Genomic DNA, 22,645 nt, shown 5'->3' on the forward strand with positions numbered 1-22,645 from the left:
ATTTCATTTGATAATAAAAGTATTTACCATAAGAAAAAAATCCAAACCTTTTTTCTACGAAACAACTGAAATATCAGCTTTTCATCAAAAAGGTTTGGATTTTATATAGGTTTGGATAACGAAGATCATATGGGCGAGGGTTCCCATGTTTAACTAATTCGCTCTTATCCCAACATATATGAAATAGTCTTGTCATCCATCTAGTCTGAAATGGCTCTCCATCGCACCTTTCGAAAAACCAACATCTTTCACCAGCAAAAATGCTGTATTTTAAACACAACTGACGCATATCTTCAGACATGATTATATGCCTATCTTTGCTTTTCTTAGTCTGCCTTATATAAATATCACCTGTATCTAAATCTATATCGTCCATTCGGAGATGCAATGGTTCTGAGGGACGCATTCCACAGCAATACATCATTCGGAATAATACTGGAAGGACAATCTCGCGTTTATATTTCTTTTTTCTTGAAGGAGAAATAGTATCAATTGTTTGAAACAGGATCTGAAGTTCCTCATCAGTAAATATATATGAGTGATATCTATCTGAATGAATAGTGTAATCATCATCTGGTATGAACGCATTTTTTCCTAACGAATTAATAAACTTTGTATACTGTCTCAATAAAGAAATGAACACTGCCTGTGTTCTAGCTGTTTTATAAGGATAATAATTCAGCCAGGCATCGACCATCTCCTGTGTTATACATGTGGCATCGACATAGTTGTCGCTACAAAAATGGATGAATGGTGGAACTGAACTTTTATATGTATCAGTAGCATATCCAACAGATTTCCTGAAATTTATCATCTTTTGGAAGTCATTCAGTAATTCTTCTATAAAAATCATATCATACCACCTACTCCTACAGAAATATGATTAGAAGCATAAATCCCACCAGTAATTGGAATCTCTGAAAAATCCATAGCACAGAACGATACCTGTGTTCTGTTGTATGAAAGGTATGGTTTGTCTTCGTCAATTTTTTTATGCCCTAACATCTGTGAAATAGTAGGTAGTGGCACTCCTGCTAATGAAAGTTCTGTGGCAAATGTTCTGCGTAAACTATGAAACGCCCGCTGTGGTTTCTTTTCTACACTTGAAATCTGCCTGTATTTTTCAAGAATACAATCCAATGATGAACTACGGGCAATTGCTTTAATAGGCGCTTTCGTTGTAAGAAAAATCTCAGAAATATCACTTTTAGGACGTACATGTAAAATATAATCAGCAACTGCGTTCATCACAGTTGCGTTAAGTGGCAACTGGAGGGGAGCCTTTGTTTTACTTTGAATAATCTGAACTTCTGCCGTTTTCCATTTAATATCTTGAAATTTCATCTTTATGATATCAATTGCTCTTAATCCGGTTTCAAATGCCATAACCAGTATAGCATAATCACGAAGACCGACAGATGTTGATGTGTCTATACATGAAATCATACGCTTAATTTCATCCTGTGAATAGGGTGGAATAAGTCTAACCGGAGCGGATTTCATTTTCAACATAGAAATATCTGATTTTAAATCTGCTATCTGATATTTCCTAAAATAAGCTGAGATATATTTTAAAGCTCGAAACGTACGACCGATACTGCCTTTGTTTGTTTCAGATACCATTTCCATAAATTTAAAAAAATCAGTATCAGAAATATTAGTATCTATTATACCTGCTTCTTCTGTAAAGCAGAAGAAGTGTCTCATTACAATATCCATTTCATTACGAGATCCTCCACGAAGAGCTTTATTATCTAATATTTTCCCAATCAAATCCTTGTGCAGAGCAGATGGATGATATCTTTTTTTTAGTACAGCTCTGGAAACGTCTATAATTTCGGTCTCAGCATAAGACCTTAACATTCGAACAACTCGTTTAATAAATCGTAGGTATCCTAGGCAGATTTCCTGATTAATGTAGCGTTTCTCAGCATTTGCCTGATAATTATCCAAAATCATTTCAGAATAGCTACCATCTCCTTTCTCTTTAACATAGTGTATTATTGTATTACTTACATCTTGGTACAAAAGAACAGTATGTTCTTTTATACCGGAAAACTTGACCTGTTGCATCGTTCCATTTACAACGTCTTCAATAGATTGTTTCATGACAATACCTCCTGTTATGATTTATTTGATTCTTCAATCATAACAGGAAATGCCGATTTTTTAATTTTAAATTGGCATCAGAAGCTAACTGTGTAAAAATATCGGCATAACGAAAAAGTCGGCATAATTCCCCAGCGCTTAAAATATAGCACCTTAAAGTCAGCTACGCTAAAGCTTTCATCGAATATATTTGTTATTAAAATTTCCGCCGTTTCTGAATCTAATTGAAATTTAAGAACTCTCATTTTTATGAGTTTACCCTTATATTTTGTTTCAACTATTTGGTCAGCATTTGGTACATTGACTACGTCGTTTAAAAAAGCATTAGACACACGCATAAGATAATGTATTTTTTTACCTTCTATAAATGAAATAAATTCTCTTGATGGATAGCCTCTGTCAAATAGAATAAGATCATTTGAAAAACCTATTTGTTCTAAGTTGTTTATTAATTCCTCTGCTTGCGTTCTCTCGCTTGCTCTATACTTGCCTATTACTGAAGTTAAAATCATATCATTTTCAACATCATATAACCCTGTGGCTTTAGCACGTGCAACTTTAATGGTTTGATTTTCAATATATCCAAATTTATCTCTTAATTTCTCAGTATTATTTATTTCTAGAATTGTTCCATCAATGCTTAACAATCTATAATCTTTATACCTTTTATAGTCAGTATCTTTATAAAACCATTTAATTATTTCATCAGACATTTTTATAAAGGCCGTTGGAGATAATTTTTGTCTGGCGGCTGAAAAGGCTTGCTTTGTAACGTTAACATTTGTAACGTTTATGCCATTAAAAAAATCATCTAACTCTAGCTGAAGGCTCCTTTTTACAAAATTTAAAATAAAGACTACAATACTTTTAAACGTCATTATATTATTTCCTTCCCTTGTGAAATATGTTTTTTTTATTCTTGTCTCACACATAAATATTATATCATTTATTAGTGATTCTGATATTATAATCCCTTTTGAAAGAAAATTTCTTTTTGTTTTCATTAAAAACACCCCAATATCCATAAGATATACCCTGAAATAAGGTACTCAAATCGATTATTAGGGTGTTTTGAGAATGTCAAGTGTTTTTTTTGAATCATAGGAAGAATTCATTTTCCATTTTGTGTATTCTTAGCTTGATGACATTGCCTCCGAGGTCCAAAAAATTAACAAGTACAAGCACTAAGAAGGGTATTAAGGAGGCGGAATGAGTATAGGGAGAGTGGGATAAAAGTGGGAAAAGAAAGCAAGTCGGAAGCAAGTTTTCACAAAAGTGACTGTCTCTTGTCGAAAGGTACGATGTGCTTGATGCTTTTTCATTATTTGGGCAAATTATTGAGGGTAATTTTGAGAGCCCCACATAATGCAATTTTTTGCTTATAATGATAAGTGAACCATTAATTTTATAGGTAGGAGGATGACTATGTATTGTATAAAATGTGGAGCGGATTTATCAGAGAATACAAAATTTTGTGAAGAATGTGGGAATGTTATTCAAGTATCACAGCAACAAAGTACCGTAAGCGATGGAACAAACACCGTAATGTAAATTAACCACCCATTTGGTATACTTTGATAAAGTAATCGATGGGAGGTTTTATTTTGAGATCTACAACTGAAGACCTGCTTCTCTGGGAGCAAATAATTAATAAAAGAAGTAAAAGTGGAATGTCAGTTTCAGAATGGTGTAAAAACAATGAGATTAGCAAAGGTAAGTATCATTATTGGAATCATAAAATAAGTAAAAAAACAAAATCTGGATAATGAAATGACTTTTGCTGAAATCACTCCAATCCTTTTAAATGCCGACGAGGTATTTGACAATTCAGATAAATCTGATGATTTTCAGATATTTTTTAAAAGTATATAGGTAACAGTTCCAAGTAATTTCAATCAAACTTCTTTAGCAGGACTAATGAGAGTTCTGCAGGAACCATGACGTCATATAGCCGATGAGGCTGATCATATCTATATTGCTTATACCGAAGTTTTAACTATACCGAAATTTATAGGAGATTATGGATTTAACAGCATATTTGTATAAAATTTCGGTATAGTCTGCTTGCAATTATTAATAATGTTTGAGAGTCTAGCACAAAAGTGACTGTCAATTGTCGAAAGGTGCAAAGCGAGGAGGAAACTACCGAAATATACAAATGTATTTCGGCAGTTTTTTCGTCGTTAAAATGGAAAAAACTTTAAATTTATAATAAATAATTCAAAGGTGTTTTTGCATAGCTACAATGAATATAAAAAATGCTGTTGTCTATAATTAGAATAAAACTAAAAAAGTATTTAGGAAGTGAATTATAGATGACTCGTAAAAATAGAGAATGGTACCCAAATGTCATGATGCATATTACAGCTAGAGGAAATAGAAGAAATGATTTATTTAGGGATGATGAGGATTACCAAGTATATTTAAGTACTATAGAGTACGTATTGGAAAAAACAAGCGATCAGTTTGAAGTGATGAGCTATGTCTTAATGTCTAATCATGTACATTTGCAAGTTCAAACAAAAGAAACGCACATAAAATGTTTTGTGGGAAGGTTAAATAATTTATATGCTAAATATTTTAATAATAAATATAATTATGTTGGGCATCTTTTTCAAGAAAGATATGGATCAGAAATAATCGCTGATGATAAATATGTATTAGAAACAAGCAGATATATACATTTGAATCCAGTAAGAGCGAAAATGGTTGAAAGGCCTGAGCTTTACCCCTGGAGCAGCTATAGAATGTACATAAGTACTGTTCCTGAAAAAACAATAGAAACTTTTAGAATTCTATCATACTTTAAGAGTGAAAATAGGAGGCTATATTATAAAGAATTTGTTGAGAGTGCAATTTGGTGACTGTCACTTGTCGAAAGGTGCGATGTGATATCAGAGTTGCGGGTAAATTATTGAGGGTGATTTTGAGAGCCTCACATAATTCAATATTAATGAGGATTATTGTTTTAGGTGTAAGTGCCCATTACTTAAACAGGTGAATAGACTATTAGAAGTATATTTTGTAGCAAGTTCGTCGGCAAACCTCCTCACTAGGGTGACAGGCACTTGTAAAAAAAACTAGCAAACAGAGATTCTAAACTACGTTTGCAATTTTTGCAATGGGATCTGGACAGCAACATAAAAAAAGAAAGTTATGTTTATTCAGTAGCAAGAGGTTCCCTTCGTTCTCATCAAACAGCTCTGAGGCCTATAAAATTACAGGTACAAGCATTACATTAACAAACGAGCACAGCCTCCACTGCGCTGCACCTGTTCTTGTAAGTACCCCTAGGTAAGAATTTTAACAACAAGTAGATTATTACAGTTATAGTATAAGAGTGTTCCTACTAAGAAATAAAACCATAGAAAGCTGAAGGCAAATAAAAAAACAAGTCCTACAATATTAATGTAGACTTGTTTTTTTATTTGTCTTCTTCTTCAATAGAATCAGCAAGACATTCATCAATGACATCTTTAGTAATTATAAATACGCTCTCATTACTAATATACTTCACTCTCCCTTCTTCATATATAAATAGTATCATGTTTATGTTAATAGAAGATTAAGAAAATATTAAAATTGAGTAAATTATAATCAATTGTACTATACAAGTTCGTCGGTAAACTTCCTCAATAGCGTGTTTCCAATCTTTAAATTAATCCACAAAAAAAAGTGTAGTAAACAAACTACACTTTTTTTATATATAATATACCTATCTAAGCAACCTTACTACCCTCATCAGCCTTCATATTATTAAACACATCAACATCCAATTCCTTTTCTTGCTTAGCAATTATAACAGTACAAATAGCATCTCCTGTAATATTCACAACGGTTCTGCCCATATCTACCAATCTATCCACACCCATTATAAGCCCGATTCCTTCTAGGGGAAGGCCTACAGATTGAAATACCATAGATAACATAATGATGGAAGCACCAGGGACTCCGGCTGTACCTATAGAAGCAATGGTTGAAGTTAGGACAACCGTTACCATCATACCTAGTGTAACAGGAATACCGTATGCTGGAGCTACGAAGAAGGTGGCTACACCCTGCATAATAGCAGTGCCGTTCATATTAACAGTTGCGCCTAACGGAATAGTAAAAGCAGCAATTCCCTTTGAGACTCCCAATTTTTTCTCGCATATATCTAAGTTTGCTGGTACTGTAGCATTACTACTAGCTGTTGAGAAACCTACAGACATAGCAGGGAAAAATTTCTTGTAAAATTTCTTTATGGATAGCCCAGTAAAGCCTTTTAAAAGACTTACATACCCTAATACTGAAACAAGTATCAGACCAAGATATATTGTGAGAATATATTTCATTAGTGGAATCATGGCTGCATACCCTACAGTTGCAAAGGTTTTAGCTATAAGTCCAAATACACCAATAGGTGCAAAGTTCATAACGATATCTACTAATTTCATTATTAGATCATTTAGGTTTTCAAGTAAATTAATTAAGGACTCACCCTTTTTCCCCAGAAGTGATAACCCTATACCAACTAATACAGCAACTATAATAATTTGAAGCATATTGCCTTCAGACATAGCTAAAGCATCAAATTTTACTATTTGATGATATCTAATAGTAAAATTAGATGCTATTGTTCACACTAAACTAATGAAAAATTCCTATATTTATATAGCCATCAAATGCTTTGCCGCTATCCCCGGTTCAGTCATTGCTACTGTATCCAATATTTCATTAAGTTCTGCTTTAGTTAAAATATTCTCTTTAAGTACAAGATCTCTTACAGATTCACCAGTTTCAATTGCTCTATCTGCAATTTTAGCGGCTGCTTTATAGCCTACATGAGGAACTATTGCTGTTATTATACCTACACTATTATCTACTAAGTATTTACATCTTTTTCTATTAGCAGTAATACCTACAATACAATTTTTGCGAAGTGTGTTAACTCCATTGGCTAGTGTTTCTATAGATTCATACAAGTTATAGAATATGACAGGTTCAAATGCATTGAGTTCTAATTGTCCAGCTTCTGCTGCCATAGTTATGGTAACATCATTCCCTATAATATTGAAGGACACTTGACTCATTACCTCTGGAATTACAGGATTTATCTTTCCTGGCATTATTGAAGAACCATTTTGTTTTGCGGGAAGGTTGATTTCGCCAAAGCCTGTTCTTGGGCCTGAGGACATTAATCTTAAGTCATTTGATATTTTAGATAGACTTACAGCGCAAGTTTTAAGAGCTGATGAAACATCTACAAAAACATCTAGATTTTGTGTTCCGTCTACTAAGTCGTCTGCTTGACGTAAATCTAGATTAATAACTTTGTTGATTGCTGGAACAATATTTTTAAAATACTCTGTATCTACATTTATTCCTGTGCCTATAGCAGAAGCACCCATATTTACAGTTTTTAGACCTTCACTAGCTTTTTCTAACCTAGCAATATTTCTTTTTATCACTGATCCATATGCATGAAATTCTTGCCCTAATCTAATAGGCACGGCATCTTGCATTTGAGTTCTTCCCATTTTAATAACATCATCAAATTCTACAGACTTTGCAATAAGTGCATCGTACAGTTTTCTTAACTCATCTAAGGTTCTTGGAATAAGTTTTAGAGCTGTCATTTTGCCTGCTGTTGGGAATACATCATTTGTAGATTGTCCCATGTTTACATGATCATTTGGATGAACTTTATCATAAGCGCCTAGTTTACCGCCTAATATTTCATTTGCTCTATTTGCAATTACTTCATTGGCATTCATATTACCTGAAGTGCCTGCTCCACCTTGGATGGGATCAATTATAAATTGGTCATGTAATTTACCGGCTATTATTTCATCACATGCTTGTACTATAGCACGTCTTACATCTTTACTCATTAACCCAGCTTCATTATTGGCAATGGCTGTGCCTTTTTTTACCTGGGCAAGGCTAACTATTAATTCGCTATGCATTCGTTTACCTGTAATATTAAAATTTTCTGCTGCTCTTAGTGATTGCACTCCGTAATATGCTCCTACAGGTACATTCTTAGATCCTACAGAATCGTTTTCTACTCTATATTTTTGAAAGTTTTCATTCATAATGATTCCTCCTTATTTATCTTAATACCTTAATAATACCCTATAAAATAAATTTGTCAAATTAATAGCTAGAATTTATAGTCTTAATGATAAATAGAACAATTAAAAAAAATATAGCAATTAATGTTATATTACTCTATATACGGTGATTTAAAGGCAAATTAGATTAAAAACAATTTATGTTTATATGAAATTATTAAGATGAATATATAGTCATAATATTCTAAATATTATGAATAATGCAAGATTACTGTTATAATAATATTATATTTGTTTTCTCAATTACAGTGGAAATAGGCTATATAGTGCAAGGAGAGTCTTAGGATTTATAATCAATTCTATTATGTAATCATATTATGGAGTAAAGAGGCAACAATATGTCTTTAAATATGGATCAGAAATAAATAAACAGGTGGTAGAGTCTATATAACTGTGATAAATTTAGGAATGCCTATTACAGGTATTATGGATTCTCACACTATTTATATACATGGTGCTCATGTAGCCACTTAACTAGATGGCTTCCCAGAATTCTCATTTGAAGAAGAGTTAGATGGTAATGAATTCGATATGCCTTACAAGGGCTTAGACGTGGATTAGTATGTATAAATGATGCCTCAAAACAGTTTTATAAACTAAAAAAAATAACTCTAGAAGGCTAAGTTTAATGGAGTTATTTTTAGTTTTTATATTATAGGGGTATGTGTAAAAATATGTTTATAAATAATTTGATAAAATAGAGGGAAAAAGAATTTAATATAGAATTAGTACTAAGTAAGTTATACTATAAATGTAAAATAAAGAGAAATAAAGGACGGGATGGCATGAAAAAGAAACTGTATAAAAATAAGAATAATTCTATTAGTAGACGTTTAATTAAATATTTTGTGGTACTTTTGTCATGTATGGTAATAATAAATGCAGTTTCTGTAGTAATGAATTTAAGAGTAATTAATCAATACAAAAGTATTATAAGTAATATAGCCCTAGAAGGGCAAGTTAAGGTTAAAACGGCGGAGTTAGTAAATATATTTAATTCTGTAATTAGAAGTGACGGTAAATTAGATAATAAGGAATATAAGAAAAAGTGGGATGAAATTAAAGTCGTATTTACAAAGTTAGACAAAACCATTATTTATGACAAAAGTAAAAGTGAGTATGAGGGACTTAAAAATATTTTAGATACTATTAATAATGATAGTATAGCAGCCTTTTCTAATTTAGGAACTGCTCATGGTGCTGTAGAGGCTATTGATGTACATACTAGCATACAAAGAAAACAAGATTTTGCTACTGTTAGTATTGGTAATATTTTAGTAGATGAATCAGAGTATATGCAGATTCTGGATGGAAACATACAAAAGACGTATAAAATAACTCTTAGCTTAATAATTCTTACTATTATAGGAGTATCTGTTTTGGGCATATTATTCGCTTCTAAGTTTAGTAAAAAAATAACAAAACAATTAAATCAATTAAATGATTTTGCTAAAGAAATATCAAATGGTAATTTAAATATAAATGATTTAAACTTTAACTCTAAAGATGAAGTGGAAGATTTAGGAAATTCTTTTATTATTATGAAAAATTCTCTTAAGGGCATTGTTAAGGATGTTCAAGAAAATAGCATACAAATATCTGATTCATCTAATCAATTAGCAATAAGTATGGATGAAAGCAGTAGAGTAAATGAGGAAATAGTTGCATCCATAGTTATGTCTAGCCAAATATCTACTAAACAATGTGAATTGGTGGATTCAGCACTAATCAAAATTGAAAATTCTAATGGTGAAATGCAAGATATATTAATAAATGCTAAACAAATGCAAGAAGAGTCTAATGAAACAATTGACAATTGTATGAAGGGTAAAAGCAACATGGAGAATATGATGCAACAATTAATGAAAATAAATGCAATAATTTCGGATTTTGATAAGCAAGCTGAAACATTAAATAAAAGAAACTCTGAAATAACGAATATATTAAGTTTGATAACTGGCATATCAAAACAAACCAATCTTCTTTCATTAAATGCATCAATTGAGGCAGCAAGAGCGGGGGAACAAGGTAGAGGATTTGCAGTTGTAGCTGGAGAAATTGGGAAGCTATCACAGCAATCTGATGGTGCCGTAAAGGAAATTAACAAAATACTTGTTTATATAAAAAAAGATACAGAGGGTATCAATACTAAAGCAAAATTAGGACTTCTAGAATTAGAACAAAATAAAGAAGTTTCAAATGGTGTTAGCAATGCTTTTTCTGTTATTGAATCATCAAATAAGAAAGTGAATTATACTATAAATAATGTAAATAGTAATATAAATTTAATAGTGTCCAAAATGGATGATTTGCTAAAAAATATGACTAATCTAAAGAAGCATTCTGTTGAACTGTCTGAAACCAGCACTAATAATTCAGCATCTATGGAAGAACAATCAGCAACTATTGAGGAAGTTAATGCGTCTTCGGATATTCTAAAAGAGATGGCTATTAAGATGCAAGATTTAACAAAACAATTTAAAGTTTAAGTGCCTCTATTTTTATTACTCTTATTTTAATAGTATTTTCAGTAATTAACTATTTGTAGAAATCCTAATATATACTTTTTTAAAACATCCTCCATGATAAGCAAAGGGTACAAAAAATATAATAATAGAGGTTATTTAGTTGTTTTGTCAAATATGTATTAAGGCAAAGAAATAAAAAACAATTTTTTTGCTAGTGTACAAGCTAAAATGGAGGAAAAAATATGAATTGTAGGAATTGTGGTGCGGAAAATCAAGAAAAAAATTTATTTTGTAGTAAATGTGGATATGACCTTAGAGATGTTAATCAGGAATTAACAAGGAAATTTGAAGTACCTGTAAAACCAAAAAAAATGCAGAAATCAATGAAAAAAGTTTCTGAAATTATTGGTTCAAGCAAGGTTCATTTACATAATAGTGCAAAAAAAACACAAAAATCATTGAAGAAATTTTTAGAAAGTGTTCATTCGAAAAATATTCAATTATACAAAAAAAACAAAAGAGTTATATAGGGAAATAAAACAAAAGAGAAAAAATAATAATTCAAAACAACTAGTAATTAATGATGGATGGACTTGGGTAAATGAAGACAATTACACTTACCTACGGGGTAGTGTTAAGAATATTGGAAGTAAAGTAATAAATCATTTTGAAGTAAATATAAAATATAAAGATGTAAATGATAATGTTTTAGATTCTGATTTTACTGAATGGAATCGAAAGATACAATCTGGAGAGTGTAAGGAATTTGAGATTAAACACAGCATAAATGAAAATTATTACTCTGTTGATATTTCACTTAATAATTACAAAAAAAGTTTGTGGAAATAATTTTTAAAATTAAGCACTGAGGACTATATTAGCCTCAGTGCTCTTTTTAACTTATTCCAATCATTTTTATATGTCTGCAAAAAATCTTCAGTTCTATTGTAAGTAAGAGCAGATGGATGATACATTGGAAAAACGTATTTATCAAGTTTTTCGCTATACATCAATAATCCATGACACCTTCCTATAGATTGAGATTCAGTAAATCTCCTAAGGGGAGTATTTCCTAGTGTAACAATAATTTTTGGATTTACGGCTGCTATCTCTTTGTCTAAAACCTCTCTAAAAAGATCTACTTCTAAAGGGGTGGGAGTACGATTGCTTACTGATTTATTCCCCGTAGTTCCTTGTTTGATCTTAATTGGTCTAAAATAGCAAACATTTGTAATTCTTATATCGGATTTCTTTAGTTCTATAGAATTTAGATATTCTTCGAAAGTTTTTCCAGTCATACCGACAAAGGGAATGCCTTGTTCAACTTCAGTTCTGCCAGGAGATTCTCCAATAAAAAGTATTTCAGTTGGTATAGGTCCATTTCCTGCAATCCATCCGCTTGTTAATTCATCTTTATAATTTTCAGTAATATTTTTAATAGTCGCTCTTAATTCTTCTTCAATATTCAAAATTATAAACACCACCATTCATTGAATTTGTCTTTTAACTAAATTATAACACTTACTCCATAACCTTTAACCATAAGATAACCATATCTTAACCCAATCTAAATTATAATTGCATCAATTTGGGATATACTATAAATATAGGGGAGGTGTAATAACATGATAGTTGATACCCACTTACTCATATCTCAAATTTTATATAAGCACATTTCAAAAGAAACAAATTTTAAATTAAACAGGCTAGCCTTTGCATATGGCAATATAAAGCCGGATTTTACTAATAAAGATATTAATAGTCCACACACTTTAGAAGAAAGCTTATATAATGTTAATAAATATTCAGAAGAATTGATGGATAAAAACATTTCAAATATACAATTTTCAATATCCTTAGGGGTGGCTTGCCATTTTGTTTGTGATTATTTTTGTTTATATCATAGAGAAGGTAATGAGAAAAAAAGATTATGGGAGCATCTTTTTTATGAATTAATTCTACACGTAAAATTGATAATACTTCTTTTAAAAGGTAAAATAAATATTAATAATTATGAAATGTTTGAAAATAGTGTAGAAGCCACAGTACTTACATTACAGGGAGAATACAATTCAGAGCCAAAGAGCTTAACAAGAGATATAACAAATGCTTTAATTGCTTCTTCCCAAATCTCAAAATTAATAGTAAGTTCAAGTCAGTTGTTAATTCATCAAAATGAAATTAATATTTCAAAAGCATTTCTTATAAATCACAAAAATAGCTGAAGAGTTTATGCTTCGGCTATAATTATTTTTGATTTAAATTTATTGAAACTACTTGCCATGGGTTTAGTTAGATTAGAATCTGTCACGATATAATTTACTTTGCTGATTGGAGCAATATTGATTGTTACATCTCTACCAAATTTACTGCTTTCAGCTGCTACAAATATTTCTTTAGATCTTTCTATAATAGTCTTTCGTATTAATGCTTCCTGCATGTTAAAATCAGAAATTCCATTTTCGAGTGTTATTCCACCAGCACAAATGAAACTCTTTTGAATGTTTAATTGCGAAAAATTAAAAATATAGTCATAAGATACTATAGACCTCTCATTATGTCTTACCTTTCCCCCAATTATAATAATTTCATGTTCGGTATTTAATAATTGGTTTAAAACGGGAATGGAGTTGGTTATTATGGTTAGTCTTTTTTTATTCATAATGTGCTTTGCAATATGATAGGTGGTTGAACCACTGTCAATAAAAATACAGTCTCCATCATTTATAAATTCACTACATTTTTTACCAATAGATTCCTTTTGTAGTAGTTTATTAGACATTCGTTTCTCCATAGTTGACTCACCTAAGGTGGCATCTTTAATCTTTGCTCCTCCATATACCTTTTCAATCTTGTTTTGTTTTTTTAAAATTGATAAGTCACGCCTAACTGTTTCTATAGATATATCAAATTCATCCATAAATTCAGAGATTGTAACCACATCCTTTGTTGAAAGTAATTCTAAAAATTTATTTTGTCTCTCACTTGGTAACATAAAATCACCCTAACATAGTTTTTTTATTGTGGCACATTCAAATAAACAACAAGCAATATAATAGTCTATTTATTTTCGTACTCATAATATATAAACAACTTATCATAAATCATGACAATGTACAAGGAAGTATTACAGAATAAATAAAGAAATTGCCATATATGACCACAAAGTATATCAACATATAGTAAAAACATAATAAACATATAGTAATAATTTACACACTCTTAACCTATTCATAATATGTATTAACCTTTATCAATGTATACTAAAAGTGCGATAAAATAAAAGCAAAAACATTTTGGAGGTGAATAAAATGCTTGAACTCAGAAATATAACAAAGCAATTCGATGGCAAATTAATACTAGATGAAATTAATTTAAAAATAGAAAATGGCGAGATTGTTTCTATGCTGGGACCCAGTGGAAGTGGTAAAACTACATTGCTAAATATAATCCTAGGAATAACACCAATGGATAGTGGATGTATTATATTTAATGACGTAGATATAAGTAAAGTAACCATGAAGGATCGAGGATTTAATATTGTTTTTCAAGACTATGCTCTTTTTCCTAATCTTAATGCCTATAAGAATATAGTATATGGCCTTAAAAATAAACCTAATTTAGTAACTCCAAAAGAACTTGAGGGACTTATAAATTTTTTAGAATTAAAACCTCATTTATACAAAAAAATTCATGAGTTATCTGGTGGGCAGAAACAAAGGGTTGCATTAGCTCGTACACTAGCAACAAAACCTAAAATACTTCTTCTTGATGAACCTTTAAGTGCTCTTGACGGAGTTATAAAGGAGACAATTAAGGAAAAAATTAAAGCTATTACTAGGCAGTACAAGCTTACAACTATTATAGTAACTCATGATCCAGAGGAGGCACTAACTATGGCGGATAAGGTGCTGATTATTGATAAAGGTAAGATTTCACAGTATGGTTCACCAAGAGAGGTAGTACATCAACCTAAAAATAAATTTGTGGAGGAGTTCATATTACGCCAATTAAAAATAAAAAGAGATAACATTTATAATTTGTTTGGAGAGAGTTATGTATAGAAAAAAACTTGAAACAAAGATTATTTTTATCGTTATAACCTTGTTTTTTATAGCATTTCTTTTTACTCCACTAATAATACTTTCAATGAATTCGTTTAAGGGCGAAAATGGCATAGGATTTTCTAATTATTATTTAGTTACTCATAATGAGGAGTTTTTAATTGCCATAGGAAATAGTATAAAAGTTTCCTTGATTACGGCATTAATAACAACAATTTCTGCTTTTATTATAGCTTACGGAGTAAACTGTACGAAAATATTTAGTCCCATAAAAAATTGGATAAAGAATGGAATCTCTATACCAATGCTTTTACCTACCATAACTTATGGATTCGCCATAATATATTCATTTGGTAAGCAAGGACTTTTAACAAAACTTTTTGGAAGAGAGATATTTCAAATTTATGGATTCAACGGACTTCTAGTAGGATATGTAATTTATACACTACCTTCAGCTTTCCTTCTTATAAATAATTCTTTTGAGTACATTGATAAAAAGTTTATTGTTGTATCAAAACTTATGGGTGATAATTTTTTAAGAAGTTTTATAAATACAATCTTTCGTCCCTTAATTGGTACTTTAGGAGGAGCTTTTGTACTTAGTTTTATTTTAAGCTTTACAGATTTCGGTATACCTGCTTCTGTAGGGGGTACATATAGTGTAATATCAACACAGCTTTATGAAGTAATGCTCGGGTCAATACCTAATTTTAATGGTGGCGCTGCCATAGCGATACTTATGCTTATACCCGCAGTTTTTGCAGTGCTCTTTTTAAATTATCTTGAAAGATATAATTTTAGTTATGACAAATTTACGGAAATTGAACTATGTAAAAACAAATTTAGAGACATTTCTTTTGCTTTAGTATTAGTTAGTGTAGTGGTAGGTATTATGTTAATATTTTTAGTGATGTTTGTAGCACCTTTTGTTAACAACTATCCCTATGATATGAGCTTTAATGCCAAGCTTTTTAAAGATACTGTTTTATCAGCAGATATTTTAGATGTATATAAAAATTCATTTTACGTTTCAATTATTTCGGCAATTAGTGGTACATTAATTTGCTATAGTGCAGCTATTGTAAATGCTCGCTCCATTATGAATAAGAAAGCTAATTAACAATAGATATTTTTTCAATGATAACTAATACAGTTCCAGGGATGGTTTTAGGACTAGCATACTTATTGCTTTTTAATAAAAGTGATTTAAAAGGAACTTTCACAATAATAGTTATTTGTAATACAGTACATTTTTTTACCACCCCTTATCTTATGGCTAAAAACTCCTTATCTAAAATGAATCCTGCCTGGGAAACAACAGGGGAATTAATGGGTGATAACTGGATTAAAACTATAATTCGTGTTATTATTCCTAATTCAATAGCCACTATAGTAGAAATGTTTGGATATTATTTTATAAATTCTATGGTTACAATTAGTGCTATTATTTTTCTTGTTACTGCAAGAACATCCCTTTTAACAAGTAAAATTAATGAACTTCAACATTTCCAAAATTTTAATAAGGTGTTTGTTCTATCTATACTTATTTTTTCAACTAATATATTTATTAAACTTGGCTGTAGCTTAGTTAATAAAAAATTAATTATCCACAAATAAATGTTTGAAGATTTAATAACTATATAAATATATAAAATGAAGGAGAGATTTCTTATGAAAAAAGCTTCTAAAATTATTACAATTTCTTTAATGGTATGTTCATTGTTAATTACGCTTATAGGGTGTAGTGCGAGTAGTGCACAAAAGGTTGTTATATACACTAATGCGGATGAAGAAGCTGTGACATCTATGAAAAAAAGTCTTGACACCTCTGGATATGAAGGGAAATACGTGTTACAAACTCTAGGAACATCTGAGCTTGGTGGAAAATTAATGGCTGAAGGTGATGAAATAGAGGCTAATTTAGTAACAATGAGCTCTTATTTTATAGACAGCGCACAGAAAAAAAACAATATGTTTGAAAACTTAGATTTTGATACTAATTCATTAGAAAAATATCCAAGCTATTATACACCAATACTGGCGAATACAGGTTCAATATTCGTGAATACAAAAGTTATGAAAGAAAAGGGTCTTGATATGCCAAAATCTATAAAAGATTTAACCAAAGATGAATATAAAGGTTTAGTTTCAATTCCTAATATAATGAATTCATCAACTGCATGGCTTCTTATTCAGGCCATTATAAGTGAATACGGCGAAAAAGAAGGTAGTGTTGTACTTCATAAACTTATTGTAAATTGTGGGCCTCATATTGAAACTTCTGGATCAGGTCCAATAAAAAAAGTTAGAGTTGGAGAAGTGGCAGTAGGATTTGGACTTCGTCACCAAGCAGTAGCTGATAAAATTTCTGGAAAAGATATTAATTATATAGATCCAATAGAGGGTAATTATTCACTTACAGAATCAATTGCAGTAGTTAAAAAGAAAGATACAGATACAACAAAACTTGCTATGGAAATGGCAAAGGTTATAGTAACTAAAGCAAGACCTGAACTTATTAAAAATTATCCTGTTGCACTTTATACTGGCGAAACTATAGATAATTTAAATAAACCAGGAAATCCTAAAAAGTTTGAAAGTCCATTAACAGTAGAACTTCTTGCAAAACATCAAGAATTTTTTAAAGCTTCAAAATAAGTAATAGGAGGAATTGTTCATATGAAAAATTATAAACTTTTAACACCAGGACCACTAACTACTACGAAGACAGTTAAAGAGCAAATGCTCCTTGACCGTTGCACTTGGGATGATGAATACAATGAAATTACTCAAAAAATTAGAAGAGAGATCCTTAACTTATCAGGAGCATCTCCTAAGCTATATACTACAGTTCTTATGCAAGGAAGTGGAAGCTTTGGTGTTGAAGCTGTGCTCCATACAACTATTGGCAAAGAAGATAAATGTTTAATACTTACTAATGGTGCTTATGGAGAAAGAATTGTAGCTATGGCTAAATGCATGGGAATTAACTATGTTAAGTATAATGTGGAATATGATACTTTTCCTAAAGCTAAAGAAATAAAAATAATACTTAATAGTGATAAAGCTATTACTCATGTAGTCATGGTCCATTTAGAAACTACAACTGGCATACTGAATCCTATTGAAGATATTGCGAAATTATGCCAGGAGTATGATAAAACCTTTATACTTGATGCTATGAGTAGTTTTGGAGGAATTGAAATTAATGTTCAGAAGCTGGGTATAGATTACTTAATTAGTAGTGCTAATAAGTGCATTCAGGGTGTTCCAGGTTTCTCCTTTATCATAGCCAAAATTAAGACACTTTCTAAGTGCCAAGGTAATTCAAGTAGTTTATCCTTGGATCTTTATGATCAGTGGAAGAATATGGACGAGAATGGTAAGTGGAGATTTACTTCTCCAACACATGTGGTTGCTGCTTTTTCTAAGGCTTTAGATGAGCTATTAGAAGAAGGTGGGGTTGTAGGTAGAAATAAACGTTATACAGACAATAATAACCTTTTAAGAAAAAAGCTTAAAGATATAGGAATAAGTTCATATATAAACGAAGAACTTCAATCCCCTATTATAACAACTTTTCTTTTCCCAAGTGAAGATTTTAATTTTAAAGGCTTTTATGATTATGTAAAAGAAAGAGGATTTGTGCTATACCCCGGTAAGTTAACAGAGGTTGATTCATTTAGAATTGGTAATATCGGTGAAATATATGAAGAAGATATTGAAAAATTATGCATTATTATACAGGAATACATGGGGGGGATAAAAAGATGGACAAGGTAGAAGGAGTTATATTTGACTGGGCAGGAACTACCGTGGATTTTGGATGTTTTGCACCTGTAAACATATTTTTAGAGATATTTAAAGCGGCAGGAATAGAAATAACTATGGAGGAAGCGAGAGCTCCTATGGGAATACTTAAAAGAGACCACATTAAGGCTATTTTAGGAATGCAAAGAATAAGCAAACTGTGGGAAGAAAAATATGGTAGGGAATTTAATGAAGTGGACATTGATAATTTATATGGTGAATTTGAGCCATTGCTTTTATCTTCCCTAAAAGAATATACACATCCAATTCCGGATGTTATAGACACTGTTAAGGCACTAAGAAATCAAGGGATAAAAATTGGTTCAACTACAGGATATACAGATGCTATGATGAAAATAGTAACGGCAGGTGCTAAGGATAAAGGGTATGAGCCAGATTTTTGGGTAACACCAGACTCTACAAACTCTATTGGGAGGCCCTATCCATATATGATATTTGAAAATATTGAAACATTAAAACTTTCGGCCCCATGGAAAGTGGTGAAGGTAGGAGATACGGTATCAGATATTAAAGAGGGAATAAATGCGGGTGTTTGGTCTGTTGGTGTGGCTGTTGGAAGTTCACAGATGGGACTGTGCTATGATGAGTATACGGGTCTTTCTGATAACGACAAAAATGAAATTATTAAAAGTACTGAGGAGTGTTTTTTAAAAGTTGGTGCAGATTTTACTATAAAAACTATGAAAGAACTTCCTCTGTTAATTCAAAAAATTAATATATTGATATCTGAAGGCAAGAAACCAAATGCAAAGTAAGCTGGGATTAAACCGAGAAGGCGATGTGAACTTTAGCCTGCATAGAGAAAAATGGATTAATGATCTTGATGAAAAAAGCAAAGATATGTTAAAAGCTGACGAATATGTATTTATGAAACAAGCTATGTCTACCCCATGCATGAATGTAATTGTAAATGCAGAAGGATGCTATATAGAGGATATGTCAGGGAAAAAATACTTGGACTTTCATGGTAATAGTATTCATCAAATAGGCTATAAGAATTCCTATGTAATTGAAGCTATTAGAAAGCAAATGGAGGAGCTGCCCTTTATTCCAAGAAGATATACAGCTGATATTGTGGTACGCGCTGCAATAGCATTAGTGAACAAGACAACATCCAAAGATTATAAGGTGTTATTTACTCCATCGGGCAGTGCAGCTGTAGGCATTGCGCTTAAAATTGCACGAAAAGCAACAGGAAGACATAAGGTCATATCCATGTGGGAATCTTTTCATGGAGCAGGACTTGACTCTATTTCTGTAGGAGGAGAATATGCTTTTAAGAAAGATATGGGACCGCTTATGCCAGGGTGCATAAGAGCCATTCCCTATAATGGATATAGAAATCTACTAGGGAATATAGATGAAGAGGGTACTTCTAAGTTTTGCACGGATTACATTGAATACATAATAAAGAATGAAGGAGATATAGGCGCAATATTATTAGAACCAATCCGAGCTACAGATACACATATACCTCCCAAAAGTTATTTTAAGCAGCTTAGGGCACTATGCGATAAAAATGGTATATTACTAATTTTTGATGAAATCCCTACGGCAATTGGTAGAAGTGGAGAATTTTATGTGCATCAAAATTTTGATGTAGAGCCTGACATACTTGTTCTTGGAAAAGGACTTGGAGGAGGAATAATACCTCAAGCAGCAGTTCTTACAAAATCTAAGTATGATTGTGCTGGAGATATTTCTTTAGGGCATTATACTCATGAAAAACCAGCATTAGGATGTGCAGCTATCTGTGCTACTATAGATTTTATTGATGAAAATCATCTTCTGGATAATTGTAGGAAGCTTTCAAAGTATGTAAAAGAAAAGGCTAATGGTTTGTATAATACTTATGAGTGTATTGGTGATGTACGAATTCGAGGCTTATTAATTACATTTGAATTTGTGAAAAGCAGAAATTCAAAGGAAAAATACGAAGAGCTTGCAGAAAAAATTCTATATAAATCTCTTGAATTGGGTCTATCATTTAAGGTATCTGCAGGAAATTGTATAACTTGGAATCCACCACTAATAGTCTCGAAGAATGAAATTGATATAGCTTATAGTATTTTTGAAAAGGCTATAGTGTTTAGTTTAAATATATAAAATTTATATTAATTGTAAAAAGCATCTGCTTAAGCGGATGCTTTTTAATATGTTTTTAGTAAGCTAAATGATGGTTTAACATAAATATACATAAATCTTAACGCAATATTAACTATTCCAATATATACTATATTTAAATAAAAGATTATTAGGGGGATTTAGACATGTCAGATGAGCTAAGAAGAATTATTGCAAATAATAATTTAAGAAGTGTTTTTCAACCAATTGTTTCATTGCAAACGGGGGATGTTATAGGGTACGAGGCATTGACAAGGGGACCTGTAGATAGTAAGTATATAAATCCAGAAATACTATTTGAAGAAGCTAAAACCCATGATCTGCTTTGGGATTTAGAAATTTTATGTAGATCAAATGCAATAAAGACATTTAGTAGTCATAATTCTGATAAGCTCCTTTTTGTTAATGTAGACCCTGCTGTTCTAAAAGATGAGCATTTTATTAGAGGCTTTACTAAAGATATATTAACAGAACATAATATAAGTCCACTGTCGCTTATATTTGAAATTACTGAAAAAACTTCAATTGATAATTATAAAAATTTTAATGAAGTAATAGATTATTACAAACAACAGGGCTATAAAATAGCTATTGATGATGTAGGAACAGGCTATTCAGGTCTTTCGACTATAGCCAAAACAAGACCAAACTATATTAAAATGGATATGAGTTTAATAACAAATGTAACTAGAGATAATTTTAAAAAAGCAATAATTAAATCCTTCGTTGAATTTGCAAATACCACTAACACTAAAATTATTGCTGAAGGTATTGAAGATGTATGTGACCTCAATACTCTCATTGAGATAGGTGTACATTATGGTCAAGGATATTTAATAAACAGGCCTAACGATTATTTATTAGAAACACCGGAGTTAATAAAAAAGAGAATTTTAGATAAAAATATGAGTTTAAAAAAACATAGTTTTAGTTCAAGTTCAAATGTTGAAATAGGAGAAATAGCAAGGCAGGATATTCCAGTTTTAGCTACAACAACTTGTAGTGAAATAAACAAACTCTTTAAAAGTAATCCCAATAGAGCAGGTATCCCAATAGTTAATAGTGACTCTATGACTGTTGGTATAGTTATGAATTCTAATTTTTTTTCTAAGGTTGGAACTCAATATGGCTGGTCAATATTTATGAAAAGGTATGTCCACTTAATTATGGACCCAAATCCACTTGTTGTTGATTATTACACCTCCCTTGATAAAGTATCAAAAATGGTTATATCAAGGGAAGAGGATAAACTATATGATTATATAATAGTAGAAAAAGATAATAAATATTATGGTGTGGTTCCTGTTATATCACTACTTGAGAAAACAATGCAGTTTGAAATAAATGTAGCAAAGTATTCAAATCCACTAACAGGACTACCTGGAAATGTTGTTATCGAAGATTCTATTTCTAAGTTGATTTTAGAAAAAAAAGAGTTTTCTCTTTTATATTTTGATATAAATGATTTTAAAGCTTTTAATGATACTTATGGGTTTGAAAATGGTGATAGAATTTTATCATTTACAGCAAGTGTTATTCAAAAGCATGCTTGTCTTTATAAAGAAAGTTTTTTAGGTCATATAGGTGGAGATGATTTTGTTGCAATAATTCCAGGTCATGATGCCTATGCGCTTTGCCAAAACATAATAGATGAATTTGATAGCAATATATCAAATTTCTATAATGATCATGATAGGCAAAATGGATATATAAAATCAGTTAACAGGAATAACAATGAAGAGAATTATCCAATAATGAGCATATCAATTGCAGTTGTAATGGATAAAAATAAGTCTTATACAAATATATATGAATTAACTGAGGATGCGGCAAAAATCAAAAAGAGGTGTAAAATAGAATCTAAAAAAATAATGAAAAGCTGTTATTTAATGTAATTAGTTTTAACTTTTAGCTAACATGAAATTAACATTAA

General features: G+C 31.0%; 22 protein-coding genes. 15 read left to right on the forward strand and 7 right to left on the reverse strand.

From position 1 onward, the window contains the following. Window positions 1-73 precede the first annotated feature (73 nt). The 3 genes from ACREVU_RS03575 to ACREVU_RS03585 all read right to left on the reverse strand — a co-directional run bounded on the left by ACREVU_RS03575 (window position 74) and on the right by ACREVU_RS03585 (window position 3,113). The gene (locus tag ACREVU_RS03575) at window positions 74-697 is read right to left on the reverse strand and encodes a tyrosine-type recombinase/integrase (RefSeq protein ID WP_431550255.1); all 624 of its coding nucleotides are present in this window, start codon (window positions 695-697) and stop codon (window positions 74-76) included. A 152-nt stretch (window positions 698-849) separates the two neighbouring features. Next, on the reverse strand, window positions 850-2,109 hold the full coding sequence (locus tag ACREVU_RS03580; protein ID WP_431550256.1) for a site-specific integrase: 1,260 nt from the start codon (window positions 2,107-2,109) through the stop codon (window positions 850-852). A gap of 77 nt (window positions 2,110-2,186) precedes the next feature. Next, window positions 2,187-3,113, reverse strand: coding sequence for a transposase (locus tag ACREVU_RS03585; RefSeq protein ID WP_431550257.1), 927 nt, complete (start codon window positions 3,111-3,113; stop codon window positions 2,187-2,189). A 421-nt stretch (window positions 3,114-3,534) separates the two neighbouring features. Between ACREVU_RS03585 and ACREVU_RS03590 the strand changes: the two genes are divergently transcribed. From ACREVU_RS03590 to ACREVU_RS03600, 3 genes are all read left to right on the forward strand, one after another. Continuing rightward, window positions 3,535-3,660, forward strand: a complete 126-nt coding sequence (locus ACREVU_RS03590; protein WP_431550258.1) for a zinc-ribbon domain-containing protein — start codon at window positions 3,535-3,537, stop codon at window positions 3,658-3,660. 53 nt (window positions 3,661-3,713) lie between these two features. Next, window positions 3,714-3,875, forward strand: coding sequence for an IS66 family insertion sequence element accessory protein TnpA (gene tnpA, locus ACREVU_RS03595; RefSeq protein ID WP_431550259.1), 162 nt, complete (start codon window positions 3,714-3,716; stop codon window positions 3,873-3,875). A 549-nt stretch (window positions 3,876-4,424) separates the two neighbouring features. Continuing rightward, window positions 4,425-4,973: a transposase gene (locus ACREVU_RS03600; RefSeq protein ID WP_431550260.1), complete on the forward strand. Its 549-nt coding sequence runs from the start codon at window positions 4,425-4,427 to the stop codon at window positions 4,971-4,973. A gap of 855 nt (window positions 4,974-5,828) precedes the next feature. On the opposite strand, the gene ACREVU_RS03605 is transcribed toward ACREVU_RS03600, so the two are convergent. Continuing rightward, window positions 5,829-6,668: a dicarboxylate/amino acid:cation symporter gene (locus ACREVU_RS03605; RefSeq protein ID WP_431550261.1), complete on the reverse strand. Its 840-nt coding sequence runs from the start codon at window positions 6,666-6,668 to the stop codon at window positions 5,829-5,831. Window positions 6,669-6,758: 90 nt separating this feature from the next. Beyond that, the gene (locus ACREVU_RS03610) at window positions 6,759-8,186 is read right to left on the reverse strand and encodes an aspartate ammonia-lyase (RefSeq protein WP_431550262.1); all 1,428 of its coding nucleotides are present in this window, start codon (window positions 8,184-8,186) and stop codon (window positions 6,759-6,761) included. A gap of 824 nt (window positions 8,187-9,010) precedes the next feature. Here ACREVU_RS03610 and ACREVU_RS03615 point away from each other — a divergent pair. The 3 genes from ACREVU_RS03615 to ACREVU_RS03625 all read left to right on the forward strand — a co-directional run bounded on the left by ACREVU_RS03615 (window position 9,011) and on the right by ACREVU_RS03625 (window position 11,542). Then, complete coding sequence (locus tag ACREVU_RS03615; protein ID WP_431550263.1) at window positions 9,011-10,714, forward strand: methyl-accepting chemotaxis protein; 1,704 nt, start codon at window positions 9,011-9,013, stop codon at window positions 10,712-10,714. 221 nt (window positions 10,715-10,935) lie between these two features. Next, window positions 10,936-11,223, forward strand: a complete 288-nt coding sequence (locus ACREVU_RS03620; protein WP_431550264.1) for a zinc ribbon domain-containing protein — start codon at window positions 10,936-10,938, stop codon at window positions 11,221-11,223. Continuing rightward, a complete protein-coding gene (locus ACREVU_RS03625; RefSeq protein WP_431550265.1) occupies window positions 11,171-11,542 on the forward strand; it encodes an FxLYD domain-containing protein in 372 nt (123 codons plus the stop codon). Before ACREVU_RS03620 ends, ACREVU_RS03625 begins: the two co-directional genes overlap by 53 nt. Before the next feature lie 23 nt (window positions 11,543-11,565). Here the strand turns inward: ACREVU_RS03625 and ACREVU_RS03630 are convergent, their stop codons facing one another. Continuing rightward, complete coding sequence (locus ACREVU_RS03630; RefSeq protein ID WP_431550266.1) at window positions 11,566-12,162, reverse strand: uracil-DNA glycosylase; 597 nt, start codon at window positions 12,160-12,162, stop codon at window positions 11,566-11,568. A gap of 156 nt (window positions 12,163-12,318) precedes the next feature. Here ACREVU_RS03630 and ACREVU_RS03635 point away from each other — a divergent pair, with 156 nt between their 5' ends. Continuing rightward, window positions 12,319-12,918, forward strand: a complete 600-nt coding sequence (locus ACREVU_RS03635) for a zinc dependent phospholipase C family protein (RefSeq protein ID WP_431550267.1) — start codon at window positions 12,319-12,321, stop codon at window positions 12,916-12,918. Window positions 12,919-12,923: 5 nt separating this feature from the next. Here the strand turns inward: ACREVU_RS03635 and ACREVU_RS03640 are convergent, their stop codons facing one another. Next, the gene (locus tag ACREVU_RS03640) at window positions 12,924-13,688 is read right to left on the reverse strand and encodes a DeoR/GlpR family DNA-binding transcription regulator (RefSeq protein WP_431550268.1); all 765 of its coding nucleotides are present in this window, start codon (window positions 13,686-13,688) and stop codon (window positions 12,924-12,926) included. Window positions 13,689-14,004: 316 nt separating this feature from the next. Between ACREVU_RS03640 and ACREVU_RS03645 the strand changes: the two genes are divergently transcribed. From ACREVU_RS03645 to ACREVU_RS03680, 8 genes are all read left to right on the forward strand, one after another. After that, complete coding sequence (locus ACREVU_RS03645) at window positions 14,005-14,757, forward strand: ABC transporter ATP-binding protein (RefSeq protein WP_431550269.1); 753 nt, start codon at window positions 14,005-14,007, stop codon at window positions 14,755-14,757. Continuing rightward, the gene (locus tag ACREVU_RS03650) at window positions 14,750-15,877 is read left to right on the forward strand and encodes an ABC transporter permease subunit (RefSeq protein ID WP_431550270.1); all 1,128 of its coding nucleotides are present in this window, start codon (window positions 14,750-14,752) and stop codon (window positions 15,875-15,877) included. Before ACREVU_RS03645 ends, ACREVU_RS03650 begins: the two co-directional genes overlap by 8 nt. Window positions 15,878-15,894: 17 nt before the next feature. Beyond that, window positions 15,895-16,374: an ABC transporter permease subunit gene (locus tag ACREVU_RS03655; protein WP_431550271.1), complete on the forward strand. Its 480-nt coding sequence runs from the start codon at window positions 15,895-15,897 to the stop codon at window positions 16,372-16,374. A 54-nt stretch (window positions 16,375-16,428) separates the two neighbouring features. Further along, window positions 16,429-17,415, forward strand: a complete 987-nt coding sequence (locus ACREVU_RS03660; protein ID WP_431550272.1) for an extracellular solute-binding protein — start codon at window positions 16,429-16,431, stop codon at window positions 17,413-17,415. 21 nt (window positions 17,416-17,436) lie between these two features. Next, complete coding sequence (gene phnW / locus ACREVU_RS03665; RefSeq protein WP_431550273.1) at window positions 17,437-18,540, forward strand: 2-aminoethylphosphonate--pyruvate transaminase; 1,104 nt, start codon at window positions 17,437-17,439, stop codon at window positions 18,538-18,540. Further along, on the forward strand, window positions 18,528-19,343 hold the full coding sequence (phnX, locus tag ACREVU_RS03670; protein WP_431550274.1) for a phosphonoacetaldehyde hydrolase: 816 nt from the start codon (window positions 18,528-18,530) through the stop codon (window positions 19,341-19,343). Before phnW ends, phnX begins: the two co-directional genes overlap by 13 nt. Beyond that, on the forward strand, window positions 19,333-20,694 hold the full coding sequence (gene pbfA / locus ACREVU_RS03675) for a (R)-1-hydroxy-2-aminoethylphosphonate ammonia-lyase (protein WP_431550275.1): 1,362 nt from the start codon (window positions 19,333-19,335) through the stop codon (window positions 20,692-20,694). The genes phnX and pbfA overlap by 11 nt, the downstream gene beginning before the upstream one ends. A gap of 164 nt (window positions 20,695-20,858) precedes the next feature. Then, window positions 20,859-22,607, forward strand: a complete 1,749-nt coding sequence (locus tag ACREVU_RS03680) for an EAL domain-containing protein (protein WP_431550276.1) — start codon at window positions 20,859-20,861, stop codon at window positions 22,605-22,607. The last annotated feature ends 38 nt before the right edge of the window (window positions 22,608-22,645 follow it).

It is taken from the genome of Clostridium sp. (genome assembly GCF_050717535.1).
GTDB lineage: Bacteria > Bacillota > Clostridia > Clostridiales > Clostridiaceae > Clostridium_AD.

What these genes read in the sequence shown, in the direction of transcription:
- ACREVU_RS03575 (WP_431550255.1), bottom strand. Translation starts at nt 697, where the DNA reads ATGGTCGATGCCTGGCTGAATTATTATCCTTATAAAACAGCTAGAACA.
- ACREVU_RS03580 (WP_431550256.1), bottom strand. Translation starts at nt 2,109, where the DNA reads ATGAAACAATCTATTGAAGACGTTGTAAATGGAACGATGCAACAGGTC.
- ACREVU_RS03585 (WP_431550257.1), bottom strand. Translation starts at nt 3,113, where the DNA reads ATGAAAACAAAAAGAAATTTTCTTTCAAAAGGGATTATAATATCAGAA.
- ACREVU_RS03590 (WP_431550258.1), top strand. Translation starts at nt 3,535, where the DNA reads ATGTATTGTATAAAATGTGGAGCGGATTTATCAGAGAATACAAAATTT.
- ACREVU_RS03600 (WP_431550260.1), top strand. Translation starts at nt 4,425, where the DNA reads ATGACTCGTAAAAATAGAGAATGGTACCCAAATGTCATGATGCATATT.
- ACREVU_RS03605 (WP_431550261.1), bottom strand. Translation starts at nt 6,668, where the DNA reads ATGTCTGAAGGCAATATGCTTCAAATTATTATAGTTGCTGTATTAGTT.
- ACREVU_RS03610 (WP_431550262.1), bottom strand. Translation starts at nt 8,186, where the DNA reads ATGAATGAAAACTTTCAAAAATATAGAGTAGAAAACGATTCTGTAGGA.
- ACREVU_RS03615 (WP_431550263.1), top strand. Translation starts at nt 9,011, where the DNA reads ATGAAAAAGAAACTGTATAAAAATAAGAATAATTCTATTAGTAGACGT.
- ACREVU_RS03620 (WP_431550264.1), top strand. Translation starts at nt 10,936, where the DNA reads ATGAATTGTAGGAATTGTGGTGCGGAAAATCAAGAAAAAAATTTATTT.
- ACREVU_RS03635 (WP_431550267.1), top strand. Translation starts at nt 12,319, where the DNA reads ATGATAGTTGATACCCACTTACTCATATCTCAAATTTTATATAAGCAC.
- ACREVU_RS03640 (WP_431550268.1), bottom strand. Translation starts at nt 13,688, where the DNA reads ATGTTACCAAGTGAGAGACAAAATAAATTTTTAGAATTACTTTCAACA.
- ACREVU_RS03645 (WP_431550269.1), top strand. Translation starts at nt 14,005, where the DNA reads ATGCTTGAACTCAGAAATATAACAAAGCAATTCGATGGCAAATTAATA.
- ACREVU_RS03650 (WP_431550270.1), top strand. Translation starts at nt 14,750, where the DNA reads ATGTATAGAAAAAAACTTGAAACAAAGATTATTTTTATCGTTATAACC.
- ACREVU_RS03655 (WP_431550271.1), top strand. Translation starts at nt 15,895, where the DNA reads ATGATAACTAATACAGTTCCAGGGATGGTTTTAGGACTAGCATACTTA.
- ACREVU_RS03660 (WP_431550272.1), top strand. Translation starts at nt 16,429, where the DNA reads ATGAAAAAAGCTTCTAAAATTATTACAATTTCTTTAATGGTATGTTCA.
- phnW (WP_431550273.1), top strand. Translation starts at nt 17,437, where the DNA reads ATGAAAAATTATAAACTTTTAACACCAGGACCACTAACTACTACGAAG.
- phnX (WP_431550274.1), top strand. Translation starts at nt 18,528, where the DNA reads ATGGACAAGGTAGAAGGAGTTATATTTGACTGGGCAGGAACTACCGTG.
- pbfA (WP_431550275.1), top strand. Translation starts at nt 19,333, where the DNA reads ATGCAAAGTAAGCTGGGATTAAACCGAGAAGGCGATGTGAACTTTAGC.
- ACREVU_RS03680 (WP_431550276.1), top strand. Translation starts at nt 20,859, where the DNA reads ATGTCAGATGAGCTAAGAAGAATTATTGCAAATAATAATTTAAGAAGT.